The organism is Amycolatopsis rhizosphaerae, assembly GCF_007713715.1.
In the GTDB taxonomy this organism is placed as follows: Bacteria; Actinomycetota; Actinomycetes; order Mycobacteriales; family Pseudonocardiaceae; genus Amycolatopsis_E; species Amycolatopsis_E rhizosphaerae.
In genome coordinates this window covers 1-21,537 of the sequence record NZ_VJWX01000035.1, presented here as the reverse complement: position 1 = coordinate 21,537, position 21,537 = coordinate 1, and the positions used below count along the sequence as shown (strand labels likewise).

Sequence of the window (21,537 nt, the reverse complement as noted above, 5' to 3'; positions counted from 1 at the left end):
AACGCGTTGTTGCTTCGGTGTTACGCGTGTGCTTGACTGTCGATAGAACCTGTTCTAGATCTGCTGAGGTGGACCATGATCCGAACCCGTGCGGCGGCGCTGCTGGAGCAGCCTGGCAAGTGGCAGGTCATCGACGTCGAACTCGACGAACCCAAGGCGAACGAGGTGCTGGTCCGGTTCAGGGCGGCGGGGCTGTGCCACTCCGACGACCACGCCTCCACCGGGGACATGCCGGTCGCCCAGTTGCCGCTGATCGGCGGGCACGAGGGTGCCGGGGTGGTCGAGGCGGTGGGCCCCGGCGTGCGCTCACTGGCCGTCGGTGACCACGTGGTGGCGCAGTTCGTGCCCTCCTGCGGCCGCTGCGTGGCCTGCGCCTCCGGCCGGGGCAACCTCTGCGACCTCGGCATCTACGCGTTGTCGGGATCGATGGCCGACGGGACCTACCGTGCCCACCACAACGGCTCCGACGTGGGCCAGATGACGATGGTCGGCACCTTCGCCGAGCGCGCGGTGGTGCCGGAGTACTCGTTGAGCAAGATCGACGACGACATCCCGTTCCACGTCGCCGCACTCCTGTCCTGCGGCGTACCGACCGGCTGGGGCTCGGCCGAGTACGCCGCGGAGGTCAAGGCCGGGGAGACCGTGATCGTGATGGGTGTCGGCGGCGTGGGCATGAACGCCGTGCAGGCCGCGGCCGTCCGCGGCGCGGCACACGTGATCGCGGTGGACCCGGTGGCGTACAAGCGTGAACGGGCCGTGGAGTTCGGGGCGACCCACACCTTCGCCGACATCGACGAGGCCGCCGACTTCGCCCGCTCGGTCACCGGTGGGCAGGGCGCGAACTCGGCCATCGTCACGGTCGGCGTCACCACCGGTCAGCACGTGGCGCAGGCGGTCAACGCGATCGGCAAGTTCGGCACCGTCGTGGTCACCGGCATCGGCGACATCAAGGACGAGGGCCTGCCGATCAACCTCTGGATGCTGTCGATGATGCAGAAGCGCATCCAGGGCGTCATCTTCGGCATGGGCAGTCCGGCGTTCGAAATCCAGAAGCTCGCCGCGCTGTACAAGGCGGGGCGGCTCAAGCTCGACGAGCTGATCACCACCACCTACAAGCTGGACGAGGTCAACCAGGCCTACGCGGACATGCACGCGGGCCGCAACATCCGCGGCGTCATCCTGCACGACGAGGATTGAGGCAGGCGGCTACGCCGCTGGCCGAAGGGCCGTGAGGGACTCCCCTCACGGCCCTTTTTGCGCTACCGACCGGGCCGGGGCGAGCCGTGAAGGGACCCTTCACAGCACCTCGCGGCGCCGTTTCGGGCGTTCGGGATTCACCTCATGTGGCGCGGGTTTTCCGCATGGACACCGGTGGTGCCGGTGGCGGAGGGTGAGGCGTGCCAGCGGCGGTGAGCCGGACGAGCGAGGTGCCCCCCAAGGGGCCGGAACAGGAGTCGTCGTGGGACGGGTGGAAGGCAAAGTCGCCTTCGTGACGGGTGCGGCGCGCGGTCAGGGGCGTGCCCATGCGGTGCGGCTCGCGGAGGAGGGGGCGGACATCATCGCGCTCGACCTCTGCGCCGACGTGGCCACGGCCGCGCACGGGGGAGCGACCAAGGAAGACCTCGACGAGACGGTGCGACAGGTCGAGGCCCTCGGCCGCCGCATCGTGGCCCGGGTGGGCGACGTCCGCGACAGCGACGCGCTGGAGGCCACCGTCGCCGACGGGGTGGCGGAGCTGGGCAGGCTCGACATCATCTGCGCCAACGCCGGGATCGCGGGCTTCGGGCCCGCGCTGGAGCTGTCGCCCCAGACCTGGCAGGACATGATCGACATCAACCTGACCGGCGTGTGGCGCACCGTACGCGCCGCCGCACCGGCCGTGGTGGCCGGCGGGCGGGGCGGATCGATCGTGCTGACCAGCTCGATCGCCGGCATGATCGGTTTCCCCAACGTCGCGCACTACGCCGCGGCCAAGCACGGCCTGGTCGGGCTGATGCGCGTGCTGGCGATGGAACTGGCGCCCGAACGGATCCGGGTCAACACGGTGCATCCGACCAATGTAGACACCGACATGATCCAGAACGAGTACATGTGGTCGTTCTTCACCGGCGGGCAGCCGGGCGCCACCCAGGCGGACGCGGCGGTGCCGATGCAGATGATGCACGCGCTGCCGGTGCCGTGGGTGGAAAGCATCGACATCGCCAACGCGGTGCTGTGGCTGGCTTCCGACGAAGCCCGCTACGTCACCGGGGTGGTGCTCCCGGTCGACGCGGGCTGCACGCACCCGTTCAAGGCGCCGCACAAGCAGTGAGGCCCGGTGCCCGGTTCCGGCTTCAGGAACCGGGCACCCCGCCGGGGTGGCCGTAGATTCCCGCGGCCCACACGTGCGCGAGCGCGTCGACGAAGCCATCGTCGGTCTCACCGGTCATCACGTGGTGGTAGAACGCCTGGTTGTTGGCTCCGATGAGAATGCGGGCGAGGGTGGCCGGGTCCGGTCCCGCGGGAGCGCGTCCCGCGGCGCGTTCGGTTTCGATGTGCCCGGCGGCCACCGTGACGTAGCCGTCCAAAATGGACTCCCACACCCGGCCGATTTCCGAGCTGTGCGGTGGGGCTTCGTAGGCCGCGCGCAGCACCCCCCGGTGCCGGCGCCAGATCCGCACCGTCTCGCGCACGGCGTCGCGGAGTGCGTCGAGACGGGGTTGGTCCGATTCGCCCACCCACAGCGCCATCGCGGCGCGGAAGTCGTGGGCGATGTGGCGCAGCAGGGCGGCGGCGACGGCGTCCTTGGACTCGAAGTAGAAGTAGAAGCTGGTCCGCGAGGCGCCCGAGCCCGCCAGGATGTCCGCCACCGCGATCTCGTCGAGGGCCTGCTTGCCGAGTAGCTCCTCGGTCGCCCTCAGTACGGCCGCTTCGATCGTTTCCGTTCCGGTGCTCGCCTGCTGCCTGCGCCGGTCCCGTCTGGTCGTCATGACCGGATGTTATATCCAAACACAGTGTTCGGTCTTGTGTTCGGACACAGTGTTCGGTTACCGTTTCCGAACCCACGAGGAGGTGATCGACGTGGATCACAACCAGCTCAGGGCACTGTCCGCGCAGCTTTCCTACCTGCGCGAATCCAGTCCCTGGTACCGGCAGCGACTGCGAGAGGCCGGTATCGGCACGGCGGAGCTCTCACCCGCCGAAGTAGCGGCTCTTCCGCGTTTCGACAAACACCAGCACCGGCTCTCCCAGGAAGCCTCGCTGCGCGAACTCGGCCACCCCTACGGCCTGCACCTGTGCGCCGATCCCGGTTCCCTGCGCGCGGTGCACGCGACCTCGGGCACCAGCGGGATGCCCACCTACTACACGTTCACCGAAGCGGACCTGCGCACCAACGACGAGGCCGTCGCGGCGGGACTGGCCGCCGCCGGGGTCCGGCCGGGGGACGCGGTGCTGCACGCCTACGCGCTGAGCATGTTCGTCGGCGGGGTGCCCTGGGTCCGGGGGATCCAGGCGCTGGGCGCCGCGGCGCTGCCGATCGGCGCCGAGGGCGGTACCGCCCGGCTGCTGCAGTTCGCCACCACCATCCGGCCCCGCGTGCTGTGCTGCACCCCGTCCTTCGCCGAGCACCTCATCGAACGCGCACCCCAGGTCGCCGGCGTCGAGGTCGGCGAACTCGGGATCGAGCTGCTGATCTGCGGGGGCGAAGCCGGAGCCGGTGACCCCGCGGTCCGCGCGATCCTCGAAAACGCCTACGGCGCCGAGGTGCGTGACGTGCAGGGCGGGGCCTGGGGGCATTTCGCGGTGTCCTGCGAGGCCCAGGACGGGATGCACCTGGTCACGCCGGAGAACGTGCTGCTGGAGGCGCTCGACCCGGAGACGGGCGAGCCGCTCCCGCTCGACCACGGCACCATCGGCAACCTGGCGCTGACCAGCCTCCGCTGGGAGGCGGGGCCGGTGCTGCGCTACGACATGGCCGACACCGCGCGGTTCCTCACCGAACCGTGCGCGTGCGGGCGGCCGGGACTGCGGTACCAGCTGCTCGGGCGCACCGACGACATGATCATCGTCAACGGGGTCAACGTGCACCCGTCGGCGGTGCGGGACGTCGTCGCCTCGTTCCACCCCGAGGTGTCGGGCGTGATCCGGGTCGTCGTCGAAGGCCGGGAACCGCGGGTGAGCCCGCCGGTGGACGTGCAGGTCGAGGCCGGCCCCGGAAGCGGTGCCGATGGCGACCTGGCCGCGCGGATCGAAGGGCGGCTGCGCGACGCGCTGCGGTTCCGGGCCCGGGTGGAGATCGTCGAGCCCGGCTCGCTCGGCCGCTCCGACCACAAGACCCCGCTCCTGCTCCGAACGGAGAAGACCCGATGACGGACGCCGTCGACGTCTGTTCCCGGTGCGGCACCGCCACGGTGACCGGCACCGCGGCCACAGACGTCCCCGTACCACCGTGCCGCGCCTGCGGCGCGACCCCCGACCGGATCGCGGCCGGTGCCGCCGGCCGGGTCTACACCTGGAGCACCGTGCACCGCGGGATGCCGGGGGTGCCGGTGCCCTACACCGTCGCCTACGCCGATTTCGACGGTGGCACAAGGCTTTTCGCCCGCGTCTCCGGCGCGGTCTGCATCGGCACCACCGTCACCGTGGTCCCCGAGGACGAGGCCGGTTTCCGCTTCGTCGTACAAGAGGAGGCCGTCGCATGAGGACCGTCGAAGTGGCCGGGGTGGGCATGACCGCCTTCGGCCGGTTCCCCGACCGCACCCTGGAGGACCTGGGCGGCGAGGCGGTGGAGGCGGCGCTCGCCGACGCCGGGCTCGACCGGACGCGGCTCGACGCGGCCTACGTCGGCAACGTCCTCGGTGGTGGCCAGGTGGGCCCTCGCGTGCTGGAGCGGGTCGGGATCACCGGGCTGCCGATCGTGAACGTCGAAGCGGCGTGCGCGAGCGGTTCGGTGGCCTTCCGGCAGGCGGTCCGGGCCGTGGCCTCGGGCCTGGAGGACCTCGCCCTCGTCGTGGGGGTCGAGCAGGTGTCCGGCCACGGGGTGCTCAGCCCGCTGGAGGCCGACCGGGAAAGCGTGCTGGGCCTGACCTTCCCGGCCGTGTACGCGATGGTCGCGCGGCGGGAGCTCGAGCAGAACGGCACCACGCTCACCGAACTCGCCGAGGTGGCCGTGCGCAACCGGGCCGCGGGCACCGGGAATCCGCGCGCCACACTGGCCAAGGCCACCTCCGCCGAGGAGGTCCTCGCCTCACCGATGGTCGCCGAACCCCTGACCCGTCTGCAGTGCGGGGCCCACGCCGACGGCGCCGCGGCGATCGTCGTGGCCGCGCCGGGGCTGCTCTCGCGTGACCGGCCGACGGTCACCGTCCGTGCCGCGGCCATGGTTTCCGGCACTTCCCTTCGCCGCCAGGTCGACATCACCGAAGGCGATCCGACCCGTCGCGCGGCCGCTCTCGCCTACGCCGAAGCCGGTCTCGGGCCTGCCGACATCGACGTGGCCGAGGTCTACGACCCGTTCACCATCGGCGAGATCGTTTCGGTCCGGGCGCTGGGCCTTGACCGCGGGCGCACCGCGATCAACCCCGGCGGCGGGCTGCTCGGCCGCGGCCACGCGGTCGGCGCCACCGGCGTCGCGCAGCTCGCCGAACTCACCTGGCAACTGCGGGGCGAGGCGGGTGCCCGGCAGGCCGGGGCGCCCACGACCGGTCTCGCCCAGACCGTCGGCGGCGGTCCGCGCGGGCTCGACGCGATCGCCGCCGTGGTGCACGTGCTCTCAGTCAAGGAGGACCAGTGAGCTTCACGATCGACATCGACACCGGTGGCACCTTCACCGACGGGCTCATCGCCGATCACGCGCGCGAAACCGTGCACGTGGTCAAGGTGCCGAGCACCCCGCACGACCCGACGCTGGCGCTGCTCGACTGCGTCACCGAGGCGGCGCGCCGCCTCGACCTCACCGTGCCCGCGCTGCTGCGGGACACCACGGTGCTGCGCTACGCCAACACCATCGCCACGAACGCCGTCATCGAACGGCGCGGCGCCAAGGTCGGCGTCCTTGTCGGACCGGACGAGCCATGGCCGTCCTGGCTGGTGGACGAGGGCTGGACCGAGGCGGACATGATCGAGCGGGCCCCGGCCGCCCAGGCGCTCGGCGCCTTCCAGACGCTGGTCGACCGCGGCGCGCAGGCCGTGGTCGTCGCGATGGCCGAGCCCGGCGAGGAGCAGGCGGCCAAACGGGCGGTGCGGCAGGAGTACCCGGGGCAGTTCCTCGGCGCCACCCCGGTGTTCACCACCTCCGAGGTCGCCGACGGGCCGGACCCGGCCGCGCGGCTCAACGCGGCCTTCCTCGCCGCCTACGTGCACCGGCACCTGGCGGGCTACCTGCAACGGGCCGAGGAGCGGCTGCGGCTCCAGGGCCTGACCCGGCCGCTGCTGGTGGTGCACAGCTCCGGCGGGGCGAGCCGGGTGGCCCGCACGCACGCGCTCAACACCTACAACTCCGGCCCGGCCAGCGGGCTGCTCGGTGCCCGCGCGCTGGCCCGCCGCCATGGCGTCCGGCACGCGATGACGCTGGACATGGGCGGCACGAGCGTGGACCTCGGCGTGGTCGCCGACGGGCAGGCCGCGATCGACGAGACCTCGCACATCGCGGGCCTTCCGGTCGATCTGCCCGCCATGCGGGTGTACGCGGTGGGCGGCGCGGGCGGCTCCCTCGTCGGCGTCGAAGACGGCACGCTGCGTGTCGGCCCGGACAGCGCGGGCGCACGGCCCGGTCCCGCGTGCTTCGGGCTGGGCGGGCAGCGCCCCACCGTGACCGACGCCGATCTCGTGCTCGGCCACCTCGATCCCGAGTACTTCCTCGACGGCCGCATGCGCCTGGACGCGGAGCGGGCGCGCAGCGCGCTGCGGCCGGTGGCCGAAGCGCTCGGGGTGCCGCTCGACGAGGCCGCGTGGCAGGTCAAGGAGAAGGTCGCCGAAATGTCGGCCGGTTACGCGCGGACGGTGGCCGCCGGCCACGGGCTGTCCGGCGACGATCTCGCCGCCACGGTCCTGGTGGTCTACGGCGGGGCGGGCAGCGCCCACGCCGCCGGGATCGTGCGGGCCACGGGCCTGCGGACCGCGCTGATGACGCCCTACAGCGCGGTGTTCAGCGCCTACGGCTCGTCCGGGCTCGACGTGGTCCACGCCTACTCGCGCCGCATCGACCGGAACAACCCCGACCCGGTGCGGGTGGCCGAAACCCTGATCGCCCGCGCCCGCCGGGACATCGCGGGGGAGGGGTTCGACGAGCTGACCCTGACGATCACCGCGACCCGTGCCAGGGGCGAGGAAGTCGTGTCCTCGCCGGAGGAGCTCGCCGGACTGGACGGGGTCACGCGGGTCGCGGTGCGGGCCGTCGCCCCGGTGCCGCACGTCGCGTTCGAACCCGGCGAACTCGGGGACCCCGACGCGAGCGCGGCCCGGCGCGGCGAGCGCGACGCCTACTGGGGCCCCGGCCACGGCAGGGTGGCCACTCCCGCCTACGAACGCCGCCTCCTGCGCCCCGGACACCGCATCGCAGGCCCGGCCTTCGTCGACGGAGCCGACACCACCACCGCCATCCCGCCCGGCTTCACCCTCACCGTCGACGAGCACGGCACCGAGATCCTTTCCCTCGACTAGAAGGATTTTGGGGACCGAAGCGGCGGAGCCGCTTGCACCACCCGAGCAACTGGCACCGCCGCGGGTTCTGACGTGGTTCCTCGCGAGGACAGCGCCGACGTGGTGAATTGGCATTCATGAGGAGGCGATCCCACAGCGAGGGACCGCGTCAGGTTCCGCTACCCGCACCGCCACGCAAACCACTTGAAACAGTCTTGGAAGGAGTGCCTTCATGCTCATGCGCATCACCGAGCATCTCGACCTGGATCTGGATACCGAAACCTGGCACTGCAACCGGTGCGCGGCCCCGCTCGGGTCCGCTCGCGCTTCCTACAAGGAGGGCCTGCTCGTCGCCGACCGCGATCCGGCCGAGGTCCATTTCGCCCGTGCCCCGCAGGGTTCGGAATACAGTTTCGCCCCCGACTCCGACTGGTGCCGCATCGTGGAGTTCTACTGCCCGCGCTGCGCCCAGCTGATCGAGACCGAGTACCTGCCGCCGGGCCACCCGATCACCCGCGACCTGGAACTCGACCTGGACGCGCTGCGGGAACGCGCCGCGGCCCGGCAGGCCAGGACCGCGCCATGACCGGGCCCCTGACCCGCGACGAGGTCCGGGAGGCGCTGCGGGGCCGTCCCGCCCGGCGGCCCGCGTTCGTCCCCTTGGGACAGCGGACGGCGGCGCGGGTGGCGCAGGTGCCGCCGGAGGTCCTCGCCACCGATCCGGCCCTCCTGGCCACCACGCTGGACTCCGCGCAGCGGCTGTTCGGCTACGACGCGATCGTCGTCGGGTTCGATCCGGCGGCCGAAGCCGAAGTGGTCACCGAGGCGGCCCGGCGGATCCGGGCCGTGCGGGGCGACATCGCCGTGCTGGGCGTGGTCGGCGCACCGGAACCGCCCGCGGGCCGGGCCGGCGCCGTCGCGCTCGCCAGGGCGCTCGGCGAGGCCGGGGTCGACGCGCTGCTGGTCCACCACTGGAGCCCGCGGTCGCACGACCCGGCCGCGCTGCGCACGCTGACCCGCGTCGCCGCGCACTACGAATGCGTCCTGGCCCGCTCGCTGAGCCCGGAGGACCCGCTCGAACGGTCCGATGTGGACTGTCCACTCGCGCCGGGCCGTCCGCTCACCCCGGCCGAGGACGCCGCGGCTCCGGCCGCGGTCGCCCGCATCGCCGGGCCGGACTTCACCGGTGCCGGGCGCGCCGCCTGGCTGACCACGACCGGGGACGAGGCCGCGGAAGCCACCCCCGAACACCTGCACGCCACTGTCGCGGCCGTCGGCCGTGCGGCGGGGCACTGAAGACCAGCTACTCAAGGAGAGTGACGTGAACCACTCCATCGACATCGACGTCGGCGGCACCTTCACCGACTGTTTCGCCACCGCGGACGGAACCTGGGTCAGCGCCAAGGTGCCCACCACCCACCACGACCTCAGCGTGTGCTTTTCCAACGCGCTGGAGGCCATCGCCGGGCAGCTGGGCCGCCCGGTGGAGGACATGCTCGCCGACACGGGCGTGCTGCGGTACTCCACCACGATCGGCATCAACGCGCTCATCGAGCGCACCGGGCCCAAGCTCGGCCTGATCACCACCCGCGGTTTCGAGGACACCATCTACGTCGGACGGTCCCGCCAGTGGGGCGACGGCCTGCCCCTGGAACAGGTCCGCGACCTGGCCACCATCCGCAAGCCGGAACCGCTCATCCCGCGCGAGCTGGTGGCCGGGGTTTCCGAACGGGTCGATTCCAGTGGCCGTGTGCTCATGCCGCTCGACCCCGACGACGTGCGCGAGCAGGTGCAGACCCTCGTCGACCGCGGCGCCACCGGTTTCGTCGTGGCGCTGCTGTGGTCGTTCGCGAACCCCGAGCACGAACTGGCCGTGCAGGAGGTGATCCGCGAGGAGTACCCGGACACCTACCTCGGCAACTTCCCGGTGATCTGCTCGCACCAGGTTTCGCCGCGCGTCGGCGAATACGCCCGCACGATGACCGCGGTCGTGGACGCCTACACCCACGCCGCGCTCAGCGACCAGCTGTTCCGGATCGGCGAGATGTGCCGCAAGCGCGGCTACCAGCGTCCGCTGATGCTGGTGCACAACAGCGGTGGCAGCAAGAAGCTGACCCGCACCCGGGCGATCGACACGCATGCCGCGGGCCCCGCCGCGGGCGTGTTCGGCACGGCGACGGTCGCGCGCCTCTACGGCCTGGACGACATGCTGTTCACCGACGTCGGCGGCACCAGCTTCGACATCGCGGTGGTCAGCGGCCGGGCGATCAGCTCCTACGACTTCCGGCCCATCTTCGACCGGTGGCGCGTGCAGGGCTCGTTCGTGGAGACCAAGTCCATCGGGGCGGGCGGCGGTTCGATCGCCTGGATCGACGAGGCGCTCGGCCGCCTCCACGTCGGCCCGCGCAGCGCCGGGTCGATGCCCGGCCCGGTGGCCTACGACCAGGGCGGGGAGGAGCCGACGGTCACCGACGCCGACCTGGTGCTCGGCATGCTCGACCCGGACTACTACCTTGGCGGCCGGTTCCCGCTCGACGTCGACTCCGCGCGGGAGGCGATCACCGAGCGCATCGCCAAACCGCTCGGTGTGGACACCGACGAGGCGGCCTGGCGCATCCACCACCTCGCCAACGCCGTGATGGGCCAGGAGATCTTCACCGAGGTCGCGCTCAAGGGCCACGATCCGAAGGACTTCACCATCGTGGCCGCGGGCGGGGCGGGCCCGGTGCACGCCTGCGGGTACGCCGACTTCGTGGGCGCCCGCCGGGTGCTCGCCCTGCCGTTCAGTTCGGTGTTCTGCGCGTTCGGCTCCTCGGGCATGGACGTCATGCACATCTACGAGCGCACCCGGCGGCTCGCGCTCACCCGGTTCATGCGGCCGGACGCGGCCGCCGACCTCGACGCGTTCAACGAGGTGGTGGACGAACTGCGGGCCGAAGCCGAGCGCGACTTCGCGCTGGAGGGCTTCACCCCGGACCAGCTCCACCTGGAGCTGGAGGTCGACATGCGGTTCGGGACCCAGCTCAACTCCACCCGGGTGAAGGCCCCGAAGCCGCACCTGTCCTCGCAGGAGGACGTGGCGGAACTGTGCGCGGCGTTCGTCGACGAGTTCGGCAGGCAGTTCTCGCCGGAGGCGGCCTTCCCGCAGGCGGGCATCGACATCCAGGAACTGCACCTCAAGGCCTGGGTGCCCGCCACACCGGCGGCGCTTCCGGAGTCCGCTTTGGACGGTCCCGGCGCGACTCCCGCGCTGACCGGGCACCGGCCCGTGCACTGGGGACCCGGCCACGGCACCGTGGAAACGCCGGTGTACCGGCACGAGCGGCTGCGGCCGGGCAACCGGTTCGACGGGCCGGCGATCGTGGAAGCCAGTGACACCACCATCGTCGTGCCGCCGGGCTGGGATCTGACCCTCGACGCCTACGGAACCTGCGTCCTCGAACGCACCACCGGAGAGGAGGTCCGGCCGTGAGCGGACGCGACCTGAGCATCAACGCCCGGCTCAAGCCCGAGCCGTGGACCGACCGTGAGCGGGCCGCGCTGCCCGCCGTCAACGACCACGATCTGTCGATCTTCGCGCACAAGCTGGAGACGACCGCCGTGGAATGCCAGGAGCTGCTGCTGCGGCTCGGGGCGAGCACCGGCGCCCGCTGGGGCGACTCGGGCTTCGCCTTCTACACCGCGCAGGGTGACATCGCGGTGTGCTCGACCGGGATCTACTTCCACGCCTTCCTGCAGCAGATCCCGATCAAGTACACGATGGCGCACTGGCTCGACGATCCGTCGGTGGGCGTGCGGCCCGGTGACGCGTTCTTCAACAACGATCCGCTCTACGGCGGGGTGCACGCCGCGGACATGACCGTGTTCATGCCCGTGTTCGACGGCGAAGAGCTCATCGGCTGGGTCGGTGCGGTGATCCACACCGGCGAGTGCGGCGCGCAGGACCCCGGCGGCGTCACCCTCCGCTCGCGCAACCGGTACGAGGAGGGCATCCTCATCCCGCCGACGAAGATCTGCGCCGAGGGTGTGGTCCGCGAGGACGTGATCAACCTGCTGGCCAACGGTGTCCGCGATCCGCGCATGCTGGTGATGGACATCAAGGCCCGGCTCGCGGCCTGCCGTCGCGGCCAGGAGCGGCTGCTCGACGAGGCCCGCCGCCGGGGCGGCGACTTCGTCGTCGGCGGGCTGCGGCAGCTGATCCAGATGGCGGCCGACGCGGCCAGGGACCGGGTGCGGTCCCTGCCGGAGGCCACCGTGCGCCAGAACGCCTTCCTGGACACGATCGGCACCGGCGACGCGCTGCTCAAGCTCGGCCTGTCGGTGACCAAGCGCGGGGAGAAGCTGCACCTCGACCTCACCGACTGCAGTCCGGAGCTGGTCGACCACTCGTCCAACACCTTCCCGCACACCCTGGTCGGCATGTCGGCGACCTACCTGTGCAACTACCTGTTCCCGGACCTCCCGGTCAACAGTGGACTGTCCGAAGTGCTCGACTGGACCTTCCGCGAGGGCACCTTCGTCTCGCCGAGCGCGGACGCCGCGGTGTCGATGTGCCCGAACCCGATGGCCGTGTTCAACCTCGCGTTCAGCCTCGCACTGGCGAAACTGGTCTACGTGCAGTCGCCGGACCGGGCGGTGGCCCCGTGGTTCTCCGGGTTCAACATGCCGATCTACGGTGGTATGAACCAATGGGGCGAGCCGGTCTCGGACCTGTTCAGCGAGCTGAACGCGGGCGGCAGCGGGGCGCGCCCGGCCGAGGACGGGGTCAACGTCGCGGGCGCCTTCTTCGCCAGCCTGTCCGACTCCGGTGAGGTGGAGCAGAACGAACTGGGCATTCCGGTGCTCTACGCCTTCCGCAACCGGTTCCTCGCCGACAGCTGCGGTCACGGGCGGCACCGGGGCGGCGCCGGGCTCGACGCGGCCTACATGGTCCACCACGTGCCGTTCCTCATGTTCGGTTCGCTCGGGTTCGGCAGCCGGTTCCCGTGCAGCCTCGGCCTGTTCGGCGGATACGCCAGCCCTTCGCTGCCCTCGATCGCGGTCAAGGGCGGCGACCTGCTGGAACGGCTGGCGAACCGGGATCCCTCGGTGCCGGCCACCAGCACCGAACTCCTGGAAGGCGGGGCACTGGCGGGCGAGTACCACTACCGGTCGATGAACACCCCGGTCGAGCCCGCCGCCAACGGCGACGTGTACCTGGTGCCGACCGGCGGTGGCACCGGTTACGGCGACGTGCTGGAGCGCGAACCCGCCGCCGTGGTGCGGGACCTGCGGGAGGGCATCGTCACCGCCTGGGCCGCCGAGCACGTCTACGGCGTGGTCGTGGACGAGGCGACCGGTGAGGCCGACGACGTCGCGACCGCGGCGGCACGGGCGGCGATCCGCGCCCAGCGGCTGTCGCGGGGACGCCCGCTCGCCGAGTTCGAGCGCGAGTGGTCCCGGCTGCGCCCGCCGGACGAGGTGCTCGTCGCCTACGGTGCCTGGCCGCACCCCGTCGACGGCCCCGTGCCCCAGGGCGTCATGCGCTGACGCCGTGAGGGCCGTGAAGGGTCCCTTCACAGTCGAAACGACCGTGAAGGGACCCTTCACGGCTCCCGTCCTCGTCCGTCATCGTCGCCGGAGAGAGAAAAGTCGTGACCGCACCCCAGCAGGACATCAACGTCCGCCGCCTGCGCTACTTCCTGGCGGTGGCCGAGCACCGGCATTTCGGCCGGGCGGCGGAATCGCTGTGGCTGTCGCCCACCGCGTTGTCGGAGCAGATCCGGAAACTGGAAACCGAACTCGGCGTGCGGTTGTTCGACCGCAACCCGCGGGGCGCGCAGCTGACCGAGGCCGGCGTGCAGGTCGCGGCGGAGGCGCGCGAGGTGCTGGAGGCGGTGGCCCGCCTCGGCGCGGTGACGGCCCGGCACCGGCGGCGCGGGCAGGACGTGCTGCGGCTCGGGTTCGTGACCATGGCGGCGGGGGAGCTCACCTCGCGGATCCTCGCCCGGTTCGAACGGGAGCATCCGGGCCGCGCGGTGGAACTGGTGCACCTGGACTACGGCAGGCAGGCGCAGGCCGTGGCCACGCGCGAGGTGGACGCCGGGATCGTGCGCGGCCCGCTGCGGGATTCGCGCCTGCGTACCGTGCTGCTCGCCACCGAACCGCGCCTGGTGATGCTGTCCCACCGGCATCCGCTGGCCGGGCGCAGCGAGGTGCGGCGCGCCGACCTCGCCGGCGAACTGCGCGTCGACACCGAGGGCGTGCCGGAGTACTGGCGGAGGTGGTGGTCGCTGGATCCGGGCCCGGACGGGACACCGCCGCCGTACGGGCCGATCGTGCACACCTTCGAGGAGCAGGTGGAGATCGCCGCGCTGGGCATCGCGATCAGCATCGTCCCCGCCGCGGCCGCCCGCTTCTACCACCGGGCCGACGTCGCGTTCGTCCCGATCGTGGACGCCGAACCGGCCGAGGTGCTGCTGTGCACGCACCTGGAGGAGGACTCGCCGCTGGTCGGTGCCCTGCTCGCCGCCGCCGCGCCGGAAACGGTCAGCGGGGAAGCGGAACCGAGGTGACTCGGGCGAGCTGCTCGATCACCTGCGCGACGTGCTCGACGAAACGCTCCCGGCCGATGTCGGCGCGCCCGGACAGCCAGTCCTGGAACAGGTAGGCCAGTGCGCCGAACACCGCCTGCGCGTTGAGCGCGACGTCGCGGTCGTCGGCGTCTTCACCGGCCAGACCGGGGCTGCGCAACGCCTGCGCGATGGTGGCGGTGAACTCGGCGACGAGTTCGCCGCCGCGTGCCGCCAGTTCGGGTGCGGCCAGCGACTCCACGAACAGCACGCGGCCCCGCCGCGGATCGGCGGTGACGAACTCGGTGAACGCGCGCACCACGGGACGGACCAGGTCCCCGGCGGCGGGAGCGCTGTCCTGGAGCGTCTTTTCCAGCACCGCCTTCGCCTGACGCGCGACCTCGTCCAGCACGGTGACGAGCAGTTCTTCCCGGGCGGAGAAACTTTCGTAGAAGTAGCGTTCGGTCAGCTTGGCTTCGCGGCACACGCCGCGCATGGTGACCGCCGCCGCACCCTCGGTGCCCATGATCGTGAACGCGGCCTCCACGAGCTGGGCCCGCCGGCGCGCCTGCCGTTCGTCGGCGCCGACCCCGCGCCAGGGGCGGCGCGGCGTGCTCGGGGGATCGGTGTGCGCCGCCATGGGCTCATCCTGTCACGGGCGTGCGCGGCCGTTGCCGCGCGGCGCAGCGGTCATTCCCGCAGGGGGGTCCTGGGCTGGATGAACAGCCCTTCCGCCGACACGTAGGTCTCGCCGCCCGCGCCGATCGTGCCCGTCGTGAGGATCTTGCGCCCGTCGGACGACCGGTGCCGCGCGGTCACGGTGAGCTCCTGGTACAGCGGGACGGGACGGTGGTAGTCGAGGGTGAGCCGGGCGGTCATGCCGGGCACCCCCGCCCGGCCGTTCGCGACGCCCATCATGTGGTCCATGAGCAGCGCGGAGATGCCGCCGTGCACGTGCCCCGGGGGTCCCTGGTAGGGCAGGCCCAGTGCCACCGCGCCCCGCACCGTGCCGTCGCCCGCGTCATCCCGGTCGGTGCAGTCGAGCGGCGGGGAGAACGGGTTGCCGGGTCCGGTGACGGGGTTGTACTTCACGGACCGGCTGAACTGCCGCATTTCGCCGAGTCGCTCCTCCAGCGGCGGTGCGCAGCGGTCGAGTTCGTCGGCGATGGCCCGCAGCCGGGCGGCCAGCTCCGCGGCTCGCTCCGCGCAGTGGTCCCCGGCGCGGACCACCGCGTCGACCACGCTGCGCGCCGCGGCGGCGAGTGCTTCGGTCCCGGCGGGCTGGGCGGGGGTGGTGGCCGTCGGCTGGCTCATGGCTACCCTCTCTAGTAATCAAGCGCTTGCTTGACAGTAGGAAACCCCGTCGCCCGAGACAACCCCCGCGTTGTGTCCGCGCGCGGTCAGCCGAGGCGTTCGATGATGGTGACGTTGGCCTGGCCGCCGCCTTCGCACATGGTCTGCAGGCCGTAGCGGCCTCCGCTGCGCTCGAGTTCGTGCAGCAGGGTGGTCATCAGGCGCGCCCCGGTGGCGCCGAGCGGGTGGCCGAGGGCGATGCCGCCGCCGTTGACGTTGACCCGGCCGGGGTCGGCGCCCGACTCCTTCAGCCAGGCCAGCACCACCGGCGCGAACGCTTCGTTGATCTCCACCAGGTCGATGTCGTCGATGCTCAGGCCGGTCCGGGCCAGCGCGCGGGCGGTCGCCGGGATGGGGGCGGTGAGCATCCACACCGGATCGGCGCCGCGGACGGACAAGTGGTGGATGCGGGCGCGCGGGGTGACGCCGTGCTCGCGCACCGCCCGCTCGGACATGATCAGCAGCGCCGCGGAACCGTCGCAGATCTGGCTGGCCATCGCCGCGGTGACGAGGCCGCCCTCGGTCAGCGGGGCCAGCGTGGCCATCTTTTCCAGCGAGGTGTCGGGACGCGGGCAGGTGTCCACAGTGGCCTCGCCGAGCGGGACGATCTCCCGGTCGAACCGGCCTTCGGCGATCGCGGCCAGCGCACGCTGGTGGCTGCGCAGCGCGAAGGCCTCCATCTCCTCCCGGCCGAGGTCCCAGCGCCGCGCGATCATCTCCGCCGAGCGGAACTGGGAGATCTCGGCGTCGCCGTACCGCCGCCGCCAGCCTTCGGAACCGGAGAACGGGTCGGGGAAGCCGAACTGCTCACCGGTGGTCATCGCGGCGGAGATCGGGATCGCGCTCATGTTCTGCACCCCGCCCGCCACCACGACGTCGGCGGTGCCGCTGAGGACGGCCTGCGCGGCGAAGTGGACGGCCTGCTGGGACGAACCGCACTGGCGGTCCACGGTGACGCCGGGCACTTCTTCCGGCAGGCCCGCGGCCAGCCAGGCGGTGCGGGCGATGTCGCCGGCCTGCGGCCCGATCGTGTCCACACAGCCGAAGATCACGTCGTCGACCGCCGCCGGGTCCACGCCCGAACGCGTCATGAGCGCGGACAGCGTGTGGGCGCCGAGGTCGGCCGGGTGCACCCCGGCCAGCGCGCCGCGCCGCTTGGTGACCGGCGTGCGGACCGCCTCGACGATGTAGGCCTCGGCCATCGGAGCCTCCCTGCTGACGGGACCGGATGTCTCCGGCCGAGCGTAGCAAGCGCTTGGTTGGCAGACCAGGCCGCGACGAAGTCGGCACGCGGAAGGGATCGGGTCTTGCCGTGAAGGGTCCCTTCACGGCCGAATCGGCTGTGAAGGGACCCTTCACGGCTGTCTTCGACGGGGGCGGCGGTGCTGTCCGTAGGCGGGTCAGCGGGGGGTGATGCCGTCGAGGAAGGTGGAGACGAAGTCTTCGGCGAGGCGCCGGGCCGGGTACTGCCTGGTCGGCTTGAACCAGCGCACTGACAGCCACAGCGCGTCGCGCAGCAGCCGGTAGAGCACGCGTGGCGGGATGTCGTCGCGGAAGTCGCCGGAGGCCGCGCCCTCCTCCAGCACGCGCAGCCACACCTGCTGCACCGTGGCGGCGGCCGAGGAGATGCGGTCGTAGTCCTCGAGGGAGGTCAGGTAGCTGCCGCTGTTCTGGTAGATCTCGGTCGCGTGCGGGTGGGCCTCGATCACCGCGAGGGAGGTGCGCACGAGGTCGGCCAGCTTTTCGCGGGGTGCGGAGTCGGCCGATACGATCTTCTCGTACCCGGCGACCAGGTCGTCGAGGTAGCCGGTGACGATGGCGCTCACCATTTCGTCCTTGGACTTGAAATGGTGGTACAGGCTGCCGGAGAGGATGCCGACCGCGTCGGCGATCTCCCGCACGGTGGTCGCCACGATGCCCTTGGCGGCGAACAGGTTCGCCGCCTGCTCGAGGATGAGCGAGCGTCGATCCCGTGCCCCTGGCATGCCGTTCCCCTCCCGTGGCGAAGACATTCGCCGACCAAGCGCTTGTTATATCACGGCCCCCCGTCGCCCGCGTGCGGTCTTGACGGTCCTGGGCCGCCTGGTAGGGTGCCAACCAAGCGCTTGCTACGTCCGCGAGAGAATCCGGGGAACCGCAGATGGCCGACAAACGGATGACGGGGGCCGAGGTGGTGTCGCGGCTGGAGTCCGGGATGACCATCGGGATCGGCGGCTGGGGTTCGCGCCGCAAACCGATGGCACTGGTCCGGGAGATCCTCCGCTCCGAGTTGAAGGACCTGACCGTGGTCAGCTACGGCGGCCCCGACGTCGGCCTGCTCTGCGCCGCGGGCAAGGTTCGCAAGGTGGTGTTCGGGTTCGTCTCGCTCGACTCGATCGCCCTCGACCCGCATTTCCGCGCCGCCCGGCAGGCGGGCGCCATCGAGGTGGCCGAATACGACGAAGGCATGCTGCAGTGGGGGCTCTACGCGGCCGGTCTGAACCTGCCCTTTCTGCCCACCCGGGCCGGGCTCGGTTCCGACGTGCTTACCCACAACCCGGATCTGCGCACGGTGCCCGATCCCTACGGCGGCGACGAACTGCTCGCGATGCCCGCGCTGCGGCTGGACGCGGCGCTGATCCACATGAACCGGGCGGACAGCCATGGCAACGGGCAGTTCCTCGGCCCGGACCCGTACTTCGACGACCTGTACTGCATGGCCGCCGACCAGGCCTTCATGTCCTGCGAGAAGATCGTGCCGACCGCCGAGCTGACCGCCGCCGCGCATCCGGCCACCCTGCGGATCAACCGCCTGGTGGTGACCGGCGTGGTCGAGGCGCCCGGCGGCGCCCACTTCACCTCCTGCGTGCCGGACTACGAGCGCGACGAGGAGTTCCAGCGCGAATACGTCCGGGCGGCGGCCGATCCGCGGGCCTGGCAGGAGTTCTCCGAGCGTTATCTCGCCGAGGGGGTACCGGCATGACGGGCACGATCGACCAGGCGGGCGAGGCCGTCGCCACCGCGACGCGCGCCGAAGTGTGCGTCGTCGCCTGCGCGGAAGCCTTCCGGGACAACGGGGAAATGATCGCCAGCGCCTTCGGCACCATCCCGGCGATCGGGGTGCGGCTGGCCCGCGCCACCTTCTCGCCCGATCTGCTCATCTCCGACGGAGAGGCCCAGATGCTGCGGGGCGTGTGGCCGGTGGGGGCGCCCGCCTCCGGCGAGGTCGAGGCGTGGACGCCGTTTCGCACCATCTTCGACCTGGTGTGGCACGGCAAGCGCCACGTCATGATGATCCCGTCCCAAGTGGACACCTACGGCAACGCCAACATCTCGGCCATCGGGGACTACGCCAAACCGAAGGTGCAGTTGCTCGGCGTGCGCGGTGCGCCGGGCAACACGGTCAGCCACCCCACCAGCTACTGGGTTCCGCGCCATTCGCCACGGGTGTTCGTGTCCAAAGTGGACATGGTAGCGGGGGTCGGCAACGACCGCGCCGCGGCGGCCGGTCCCGCCGCGGCCCGCTTCCACGACCTGCGGCGCGTCGTCACCGACCTCGCCGTACTGGACTTCGCGCCGGACGGTGCGCTGCGGCTGGCCTCGGTCCACCCCGGGATCAGCGTGAAGCAGGTGCGGGAGGCCACCGGCTTCCCGCTCGCCGCGGAGGGGGAGGTTCCCGAAACCCGCCTGCCCACCGCCGAGGAGCTACGCCTGATCCGCGAGGTGCTCGATCCGCGCGGGCTGCGGGACAAGGAGGTCTCCGGATGACCCCGCCAGCCCTGCGCACCAGGGCCTGCGAACTGTTCGGCGTGAAGTACCCGATCGTGCAGACGGGCATGGGGTACGTCTCCGATCCGGCGCTGACGGCGGCGACCGCCGAGGCGGGCGGACTCGGCATCCTGTCCGCGGCCCTGCTCACCTACGACGAACTCGCCGCCGCCATCGAGGCGGTGCGAGCGAAGACGGACGCGCCCTTCGGCGTGAACCTCCGTGCCGACCAGCCGGACATCGAGCGCCGCATCGACCTGCTGATCAGCACCGGGGTGAAGGTGGCCTCGTTCGCGCTGGCACCACGCCAGGACCTGGTCGGCAAGTGCAAGGACGCCGGCCTGGTCGTGGTGCCCTCCATCGGGGCCCGCAGGCACGCGGAAAAGGTCGCGGCCTGGGGGGTGGACGCGGTGGTCGTGCAGGGCGGCGAGGGCGGCGGGCACACCGGCGGCGTGCCGACCAGCCTGCTGCTGCCCCAGGTGGTGGACGCGGTGGACATCCCGGTGATCGCGGCAGGCGGTTTCTTCGACGGGCGCGGGCTGGTTTCCGCGCTGGCCTACGGGGCGGCCGGGATCGCGATGGGCACCCGTTTCCTGCTCACCACCGACTCGCCGGTGGCGCGACGGGTCAAGGAGGTGTACCTCGCCAAGACGGTCAACGACACCGTGCTGACCAGCGAGGTGGACGGGGTGCCCCAGCGCGTGCTACGGGCGGGAACGGTGGAGAAGCTCGAACGGAGCTCGGCGCCCGGCCGGTTGTTGCGGGCCGCCCGCAACGCCTACGCCTTCCGCAAGCTCTCCGGTACGAAGTGGACGGAGATGATCCGCGAGGGACTGGCCATGCGCAGGCGGCAGGACCTGAGCTGGAGCCAGGTGGTGATGGCCGCGAACGCGCCGGTGCTCTACCGTTCGGCACTGCTGGACGGGCGGGTGGACGTCGGCGTGATGGCCACCGGGCAGGTGGTCGGCCTGATCGACGACCTGCCCAGCTGTGCGGAGCTGATCGAGCGCATCGTCACCCAGGCCGAGCAGGTGCTCACCCGCCTGGCCGAGCAGGAGGAGCAGGCCGATGTCGTCTGAACGGGCGGATTCCGCCTCGGCGGCGGGATCGGTCTGGTGGGCGACGCCGACGTGATCGTGGCGGCCGACGACGCGACCTTCGGACTGCCCGAGAGTTCGTCGGGGCGCTCGGGATCGGCCTCCTGACCTGAGGTGTCCGGCGGCCCGAGGACGCCAGCGGGCCGCCGGACACCTGTTCACGCGGCGGTGTAGCTCTTCAGCACCCGGCGGGTGGACGCGAACAGCATGCCGATGTTCACCGACTTGGGGCACACGACGACGGCGACGATGTCCTCGTTCTGGTTGTTGCGGATGAAGAGGTGCGTCAGGTTCGCGCTGTTGACCAGGATCTCCTGGAAGTAGTGCTCGCTGCTGGTGACGCCGCGGCGCTCCTTGAAGATGTCCTCGATGGTCAGGACGGTGCGGCCCTGGAACAGGTCGAGGGTCGCCCCAGCGAGCAGGTCGAGCACCTCGGACGGGTGGTTGTCGGTGGTCTCGACGGCCAGGAGCATGCCGGTGGCCATGTCCACGATGCCGGAGGCGAGGCAGTCGGGGACCTCCTGCCGCAGCCGCTTGACCACGTGGACGATCTGGTCGGACATGTTCTGCATACCGGGAGTTCCTGCTTTCTTGGTCGGAATGCCTGACGGGGAACCGGGGATGGCCGCTCGCCTCAGCTCGCGGCCGCCTCCGGGGCGGAGAAGATGGCGGCGATGCGCTCGATGGTGGGCTGGGCTTCCTGGTGCAGCCTGCCGATCTGCAGGCCCTCGTCGCCCAGCACCGCCATGAGCGCGCCGTCGCCCACGGCGTACACGGCCAGGTAGCCGGCACTGCTGTACACCACGTTCTGGCGGAAGACGCCCTGGCCGAGTGCCGCGCTGGTGCGGCGGGCCAGGCCGAGCCCGGCCGCCGCGAGCGCGGAGAGGCTTTCGGTGTCGACCGTTTCCTCGGCGTCGGCGACGACGAGCAGCCCGTCGACGGCGGCGAGGAGACTGTTGGTCACGCCCGGGACCCGCTCGCGAAGCGCTCTCAGTTCGGTCAGCGCATGGTGGATCATGGGTTTCCTTTCTCGTGCTGCGGGTGCTCGCCGGGCCGGGACCGGATCAGGTTGAACAGGCGGGGCAACCCGTGCCGCGCCGCGTGTTTGGGCGCGGCGGCCGGGGCCGGGCCGTCCGGTTCGGTCCGCTCGGCGGGCGAGGGCTCCGGGG

Annotated in this window: 21 protein-coding genes and 1 pseudogene; 15 read left to right on the top strand and 7 right to left on the bottom strand. The window is 71.6% G+C overall.

All coding sequences use genetic code 11. The features are described from left to right. Window positions 1–75: 75 nt before the first annotated feature. Window positions 76–1,197, top strand: coding sequence for an NDMA-dependent alcohol dehydrogenase (locus FNH05_RS06190; protein ID WP_144586305.1), 1,122 nt, complete (start codon window positions 76–78; stop codon window positions 1,195–1,197). Between the two features lie 262 nt (window positions 1,198–1,459). Beyond that, window positions 1,460–2,311 carry a mycofactocin-coupled SDR family oxidoreductase gene (locus tag FNH05_RS06185; protein WP_144586304.1) on the top strand — a complete coding sequence of 284 codons (852 nt, stop codon included), beginning with the start codon at window positions 1,460–1,462 and terminating at the stop codon, window positions 2,309–2,311. A gap of 22 nt (window positions 2,312–2,333) precedes the next feature. Here the strand turns inward: FNH05_RS06185 and FNH05_RS06180 are convergent, their stop codons facing one another. Next, window positions 2,334–2,969 (bottom strand): TetR/AcrR family transcriptional regulator, encoded by a 636-nt coding sequence (locus tag FNH05_RS06180; protein ID WP_144586303.1) that lies wholly within the window; start codon window positions 2,967–2,969, stop codon window positions 2,334–2,336. Window positions 2,970–3,051: 82 nt separating this feature from the next. On the opposite strand from FNH05_RS06180, the gene FNH05_RS06175 reads away from it, so the two are divergent. The 9 genes from FNH05_RS06175 to FNH05_RS06135 all read left to right on the top strand — a co-directional run bounded on the left by FNH05_RS06175 (window position 3,052) and on the right by FNH05_RS06135 (window position 14,174). Continuing rightward, on the top strand, window positions 3,052–4,350 hold the full coding sequence (locus FNH05_RS06175) for a phenylacetate--CoA ligase family protein (protein ID WP_186382412.1): 1,299 nt from the start codon (window positions 3,052–3,054) through the stop codon (window positions 4,348–4,350). Then, window positions 4,347–4,682 (top strand): Zn-ribbon domain-containing OB-fold protein, encoded by a 336-nt coding sequence (locus FNH05_RS06170; protein WP_144586301.1) that lies wholly within the window; start codon window positions 4,347–4,349, stop codon window positions 4,680–4,682. Before FNH05_RS06175 ends, FNH05_RS06170 begins: the two co-directional genes overlap by 4 nt. Next, window positions 4,679–5,773, top strand: coding sequence for a thiolase family protein (locus FNH05_RS06165; protein ID WP_144586300.1), 1,095 nt, complete (start codon window positions 4,679–4,681; stop codon window positions 5,771–5,773). The genes FNH05_RS06170 and FNH05_RS06165 overlap by 4 nt, the downstream gene beginning before the upstream one ends. After that, entirely contained in the window at window positions 5,770–7,641 is a 1,872-nt protein-coding gene (locus FNH05_RS06160; protein WP_144586299.1) for a hydantoinase/oxoprolinase family protein, read from the top strand. The genes FNH05_RS06165 and FNH05_RS06160 overlap by 4 nt, the downstream gene beginning before the upstream one ends. Window positions 7,642–7,852: 211 nt before the next feature. Further along, entirely contained in the window at window positions 7,853–8,206 is a 354-nt protein-coding gene (locus FNH05_RS06155) for an acetone carboxylase subunit gamma (protein WP_144586298.1), read from the top strand. Next, on the top strand, window positions 8,203–8,916 hold the full coding sequence (locus FNH05_RS37865) for a hypothetical protein (protein ID WP_186382411.1): 714 nt from the start codon (window positions 8,203–8,205) through the stop codon (window positions 8,914–8,916). Before FNH05_RS06155 ends, FNH05_RS37865 begins: the two co-directional genes overlap by 4 nt. Window positions 8,917–8,941: 25 nt before the next feature. Next, window positions 8,942–11,092 (top strand): hydantoinase/oxoprolinase family protein, encoded by a 2,151-nt coding sequence (locus FNH05_RS06145; protein ID WP_144586297.1) that lies wholly within the window; start codon window positions 8,942–8,944, stop codon window positions 11,090–11,092. Beyond that, window positions 11,089–13,149 (top strand): hydantoinase B/oxoprolinase family protein, encoded by a 2,061-nt coding sequence (locus tag FNH05_RS06140; RefSeq protein ID WP_186382410.1) that lies wholly within the window; start codon window positions 11,089–11,091, stop codon window positions 13,147–13,149. The genes FNH05_RS06145 and FNH05_RS06140 overlap by 4 nt, the downstream gene beginning before the upstream one ends. A gap of 104 nt (window positions 13,150–13,253) precedes the next feature. Continuing rightward, window positions 13,254–14,174 (top strand): LysR family transcriptional regulator, encoded by a 921-nt coding sequence (locus FNH05_RS06135; protein WP_144586295.1) that lies wholly within the window; start codon window positions 13,254–13,256, stop codon window positions 14,172–14,174. Here FNH05_RS06135 and FNH05_RS06130 read toward each other — a convergent pair. The 4 genes from FNH05_RS06130 to FNH05_RS06115 all read right to left on the bottom strand — a co-directional run bounded on the left by FNH05_RS06130 (window position 14,149) and on the right by FNH05_RS06115 (window position 17,509). After that, a complete protein-coding gene (locus FNH05_RS06130) occupies window positions 14,149–14,811 on the bottom strand; it encodes a TetR/AcrR family transcriptional regulator (protein ID WP_144586294.1) in 663 nt (220 codons plus the stop codon). The two genes, FNH05_RS06135 and FNH05_RS06130, sit on opposite strands and share 26 nt — an antisense overlap. A gap of 50 nt (window positions 14,812–14,861) precedes the next feature. After that, window positions 14,862–15,485: a PaaI family thioesterase gene (locus FNH05_RS06125; protein ID WP_144586293.1), complete on the bottom strand. Its 624-nt coding sequence runs from the start codon at window positions 15,483–15,485 to the stop codon at window positions 14,862–14,864. Window positions 15,486–15,571: 86 nt separating this feature from the next. Next, the gene (locus FNH05_RS06120) at window positions 15,572–16,726 is read right to left on the bottom strand and encodes an acetyl-CoA C-acetyltransferase (protein ID WP_144586292.1); all 1,155 of its coding nucleotides are present in this window, start codon (window positions 16,724–16,726) and stop codon (window positions 15,572–15,574) included. Window positions 16,727–16,924: 198 nt separating this feature from the next. Continuing rightward, a complete protein-coding gene (locus tag FNH05_RS06115) occupies window positions 16,925–17,509 on the bottom strand; it encodes a TetR/AcrR family transcriptional regulator (protein ID WP_144586291.1) in 585 nt (194 codons plus the stop codon). A 155-nt stretch (window positions 17,510–17,664) separates the two neighbouring features. On the opposite strand from FNH05_RS06115, the gene FNH05_RS06110 reads away from it, so the two are divergent. The 4 genes and pseudogenes from FNH05_RS06110 to FNH05_RS06095 form a co-directional block, all read left to right on the top strand. After that, window positions 17,665–18,486 (top strand): CoA transferase subunit A, encoded by an 822-nt coding sequence (locus FNH05_RS06110; protein ID WP_144586290.1) that lies wholly within the window; start codon window positions 17,665–17,667, stop codon window positions 18,484–18,486. Next, window positions 18,483–19,271, top strand: coding sequence for a CoA-transferase subunit beta (locus tag FNH05_RS06105; protein ID WP_144586289.1), 789 nt, complete (start codon window positions 18,483–18,485; stop codon window positions 19,269–19,271). The genes FNH05_RS06110 and FNH05_RS06105 overlap by 4 nt, the downstream gene beginning before the upstream one ends. Then, window positions 19,268–20,350, top strand: a complete 1,083-nt coding sequence (locus FNH05_RS06100; RefSeq protein WP_144586288.1) for an NAD(P)H-dependent flavin oxidoreductase — start codon at window positions 19,268–19,270, stop codon at window positions 20,348–20,350. The genes FNH05_RS06105 and FNH05_RS06100 overlap by 4 nt, the downstream gene beginning before the upstream one ends. A gap of 6 nt (window positions 20,351–20,356) precedes the next feature. Then, a pseudogene (locus tag FNH05_RS06095) lies at window positions 20,357–20,473 on the top strand (enoyl-CoA hydratase); the annotation flags it as partial. Between the two features lie 53 nt (window positions 20,474–20,526). On the opposite strand, the gene FNH05_RS06090 reads toward FNH05_RS06095, so the two are convergent. Further along, window positions 20,527–20,940: a hypothetical protein gene (locus FNH05_RS06090; protein ID WP_186382409.1), complete on the bottom strand. Its 414-nt coding sequence runs from the start codon at window positions 20,938–20,940 to the stop codon at window positions 20,527–20,529. A gap of 62 nt (window positions 20,941–21,002) precedes the next feature. Beyond that, entirely contained in the window at window positions 21,003–21,386 is a 384-nt protein-coding gene (locus tag FNH05_RS06085) for a roadblock/LC7 domain-containing protein (protein WP_144586286.1), read from the bottom strand. Window positions 21,387–21,537: the final 151 nt, after the last annotated feature.

Excerpts from the sequence above, each read along its gene's own strand:
- FNH05_RS06105 (WP_144586289.1), top strand. The coding sequence starts at position 18,483 with ATGACGGGCACGATCGACCAGGCGGGCGAGGCCGTCGCCACCGCGACG.
- FNH05_RS06085 (WP_144586286.1), bottom strand. The coding sequence starts at position 21,386 with ATGATCCACCATGCGCTGACCGAACTGAGAGCGCTTCGCGAGCGGGTC.
- FNH05_RS37865 (WP_186382411.1), top strand. The coding sequence starts at position 8,203 with ATGACCGGGCCCCTGACCCGCGACGAGGTCCGGGAGGCGCTGCGGGGC.
- FNH05_RS06125 (WP_144586293.1), bottom strand. The coding sequence starts at position 15,485 with ATGAGCCAGCCGACGGCCACCACCCCCGCCCAGCCCGCCGGGACCGAA.
- FNH05_RS06090 (WP_186382409.1), bottom strand. The coding sequence starts at position 20,940 with ATGCAGAACATGTCCGACCAGATCGTCCACGTGGTCAAGCGGCTGCGG.
- FNH05_RS06115 (WP_144586291.1), bottom strand. The coding sequence starts at position 17,509 with ATGCCAGGGGCACGGGATCGACGCTCGCTCATCCTCGAGCAGGCGGCG.
- FNH05_RS06180 (WP_144586303.1), bottom strand. The coding sequence starts at position 2,969 with ATGACGACCAGACGGGACCGGCGCAGGCAGCAGGCGAGCACCGGAACG.
- FNH05_RS06165 (WP_144586300.1), top strand. The coding sequence starts at position 4,679 with ATGAGGACCGTCGAAGTGGCCGGGGTGGGCATGACCGCCTTCGGCCGG.
- FNH05_RS06100 (WP_144586288.1), top strand. The coding sequence starts at position 19,268 with ATGACCCCGCCAGCCCTGCGCACCAGGGCCTGCGAACTGTTCGGCGTG.
- FNH05_RS06120 (WP_144586292.1), bottom strand. The coding sequence starts at position 16,726 with ATGGCCGAGGCCTACATCGTCGAGGCGGTCCGCACGCCGGTCACCAAG.
- FNH05_RS06155 (WP_144586298.1), top strand. The coding sequence starts at position 7,853 with ATGCTCATGCGCATCACCGAGCATCTCGACCTGGATCTGGATACCGAA.
- FNH05_RS06170 (WP_144586301.1), top strand. The coding sequence starts at position 4,347 with ATGACGGACGCCGTCGACGTCTGTTCCCGGTGCGGCACCGCCACGGTG.
- FNH05_RS06110 (WP_144586290.1), top strand. The coding sequence starts at position 17,665 with ATGGCCGACAAACGGATGACGGGGGCCGAGGTGGTGTCGCGGCTGGAG.
- FNH05_RS06130 (WP_144586294.1), bottom strand. The coding sequence starts at position 14,811 with ATGGCGGCGCACACCGATCCCCCGAGCACGCCGCGCCGCCCCTGGCGC.
- FNH05_RS06190 (WP_144586305.1), top strand. The coding sequence starts at position 76 with ATGATCCGAACCCGTGCGGCGGCGCTGCTGGAGCAGCCTGGCAAGTGG.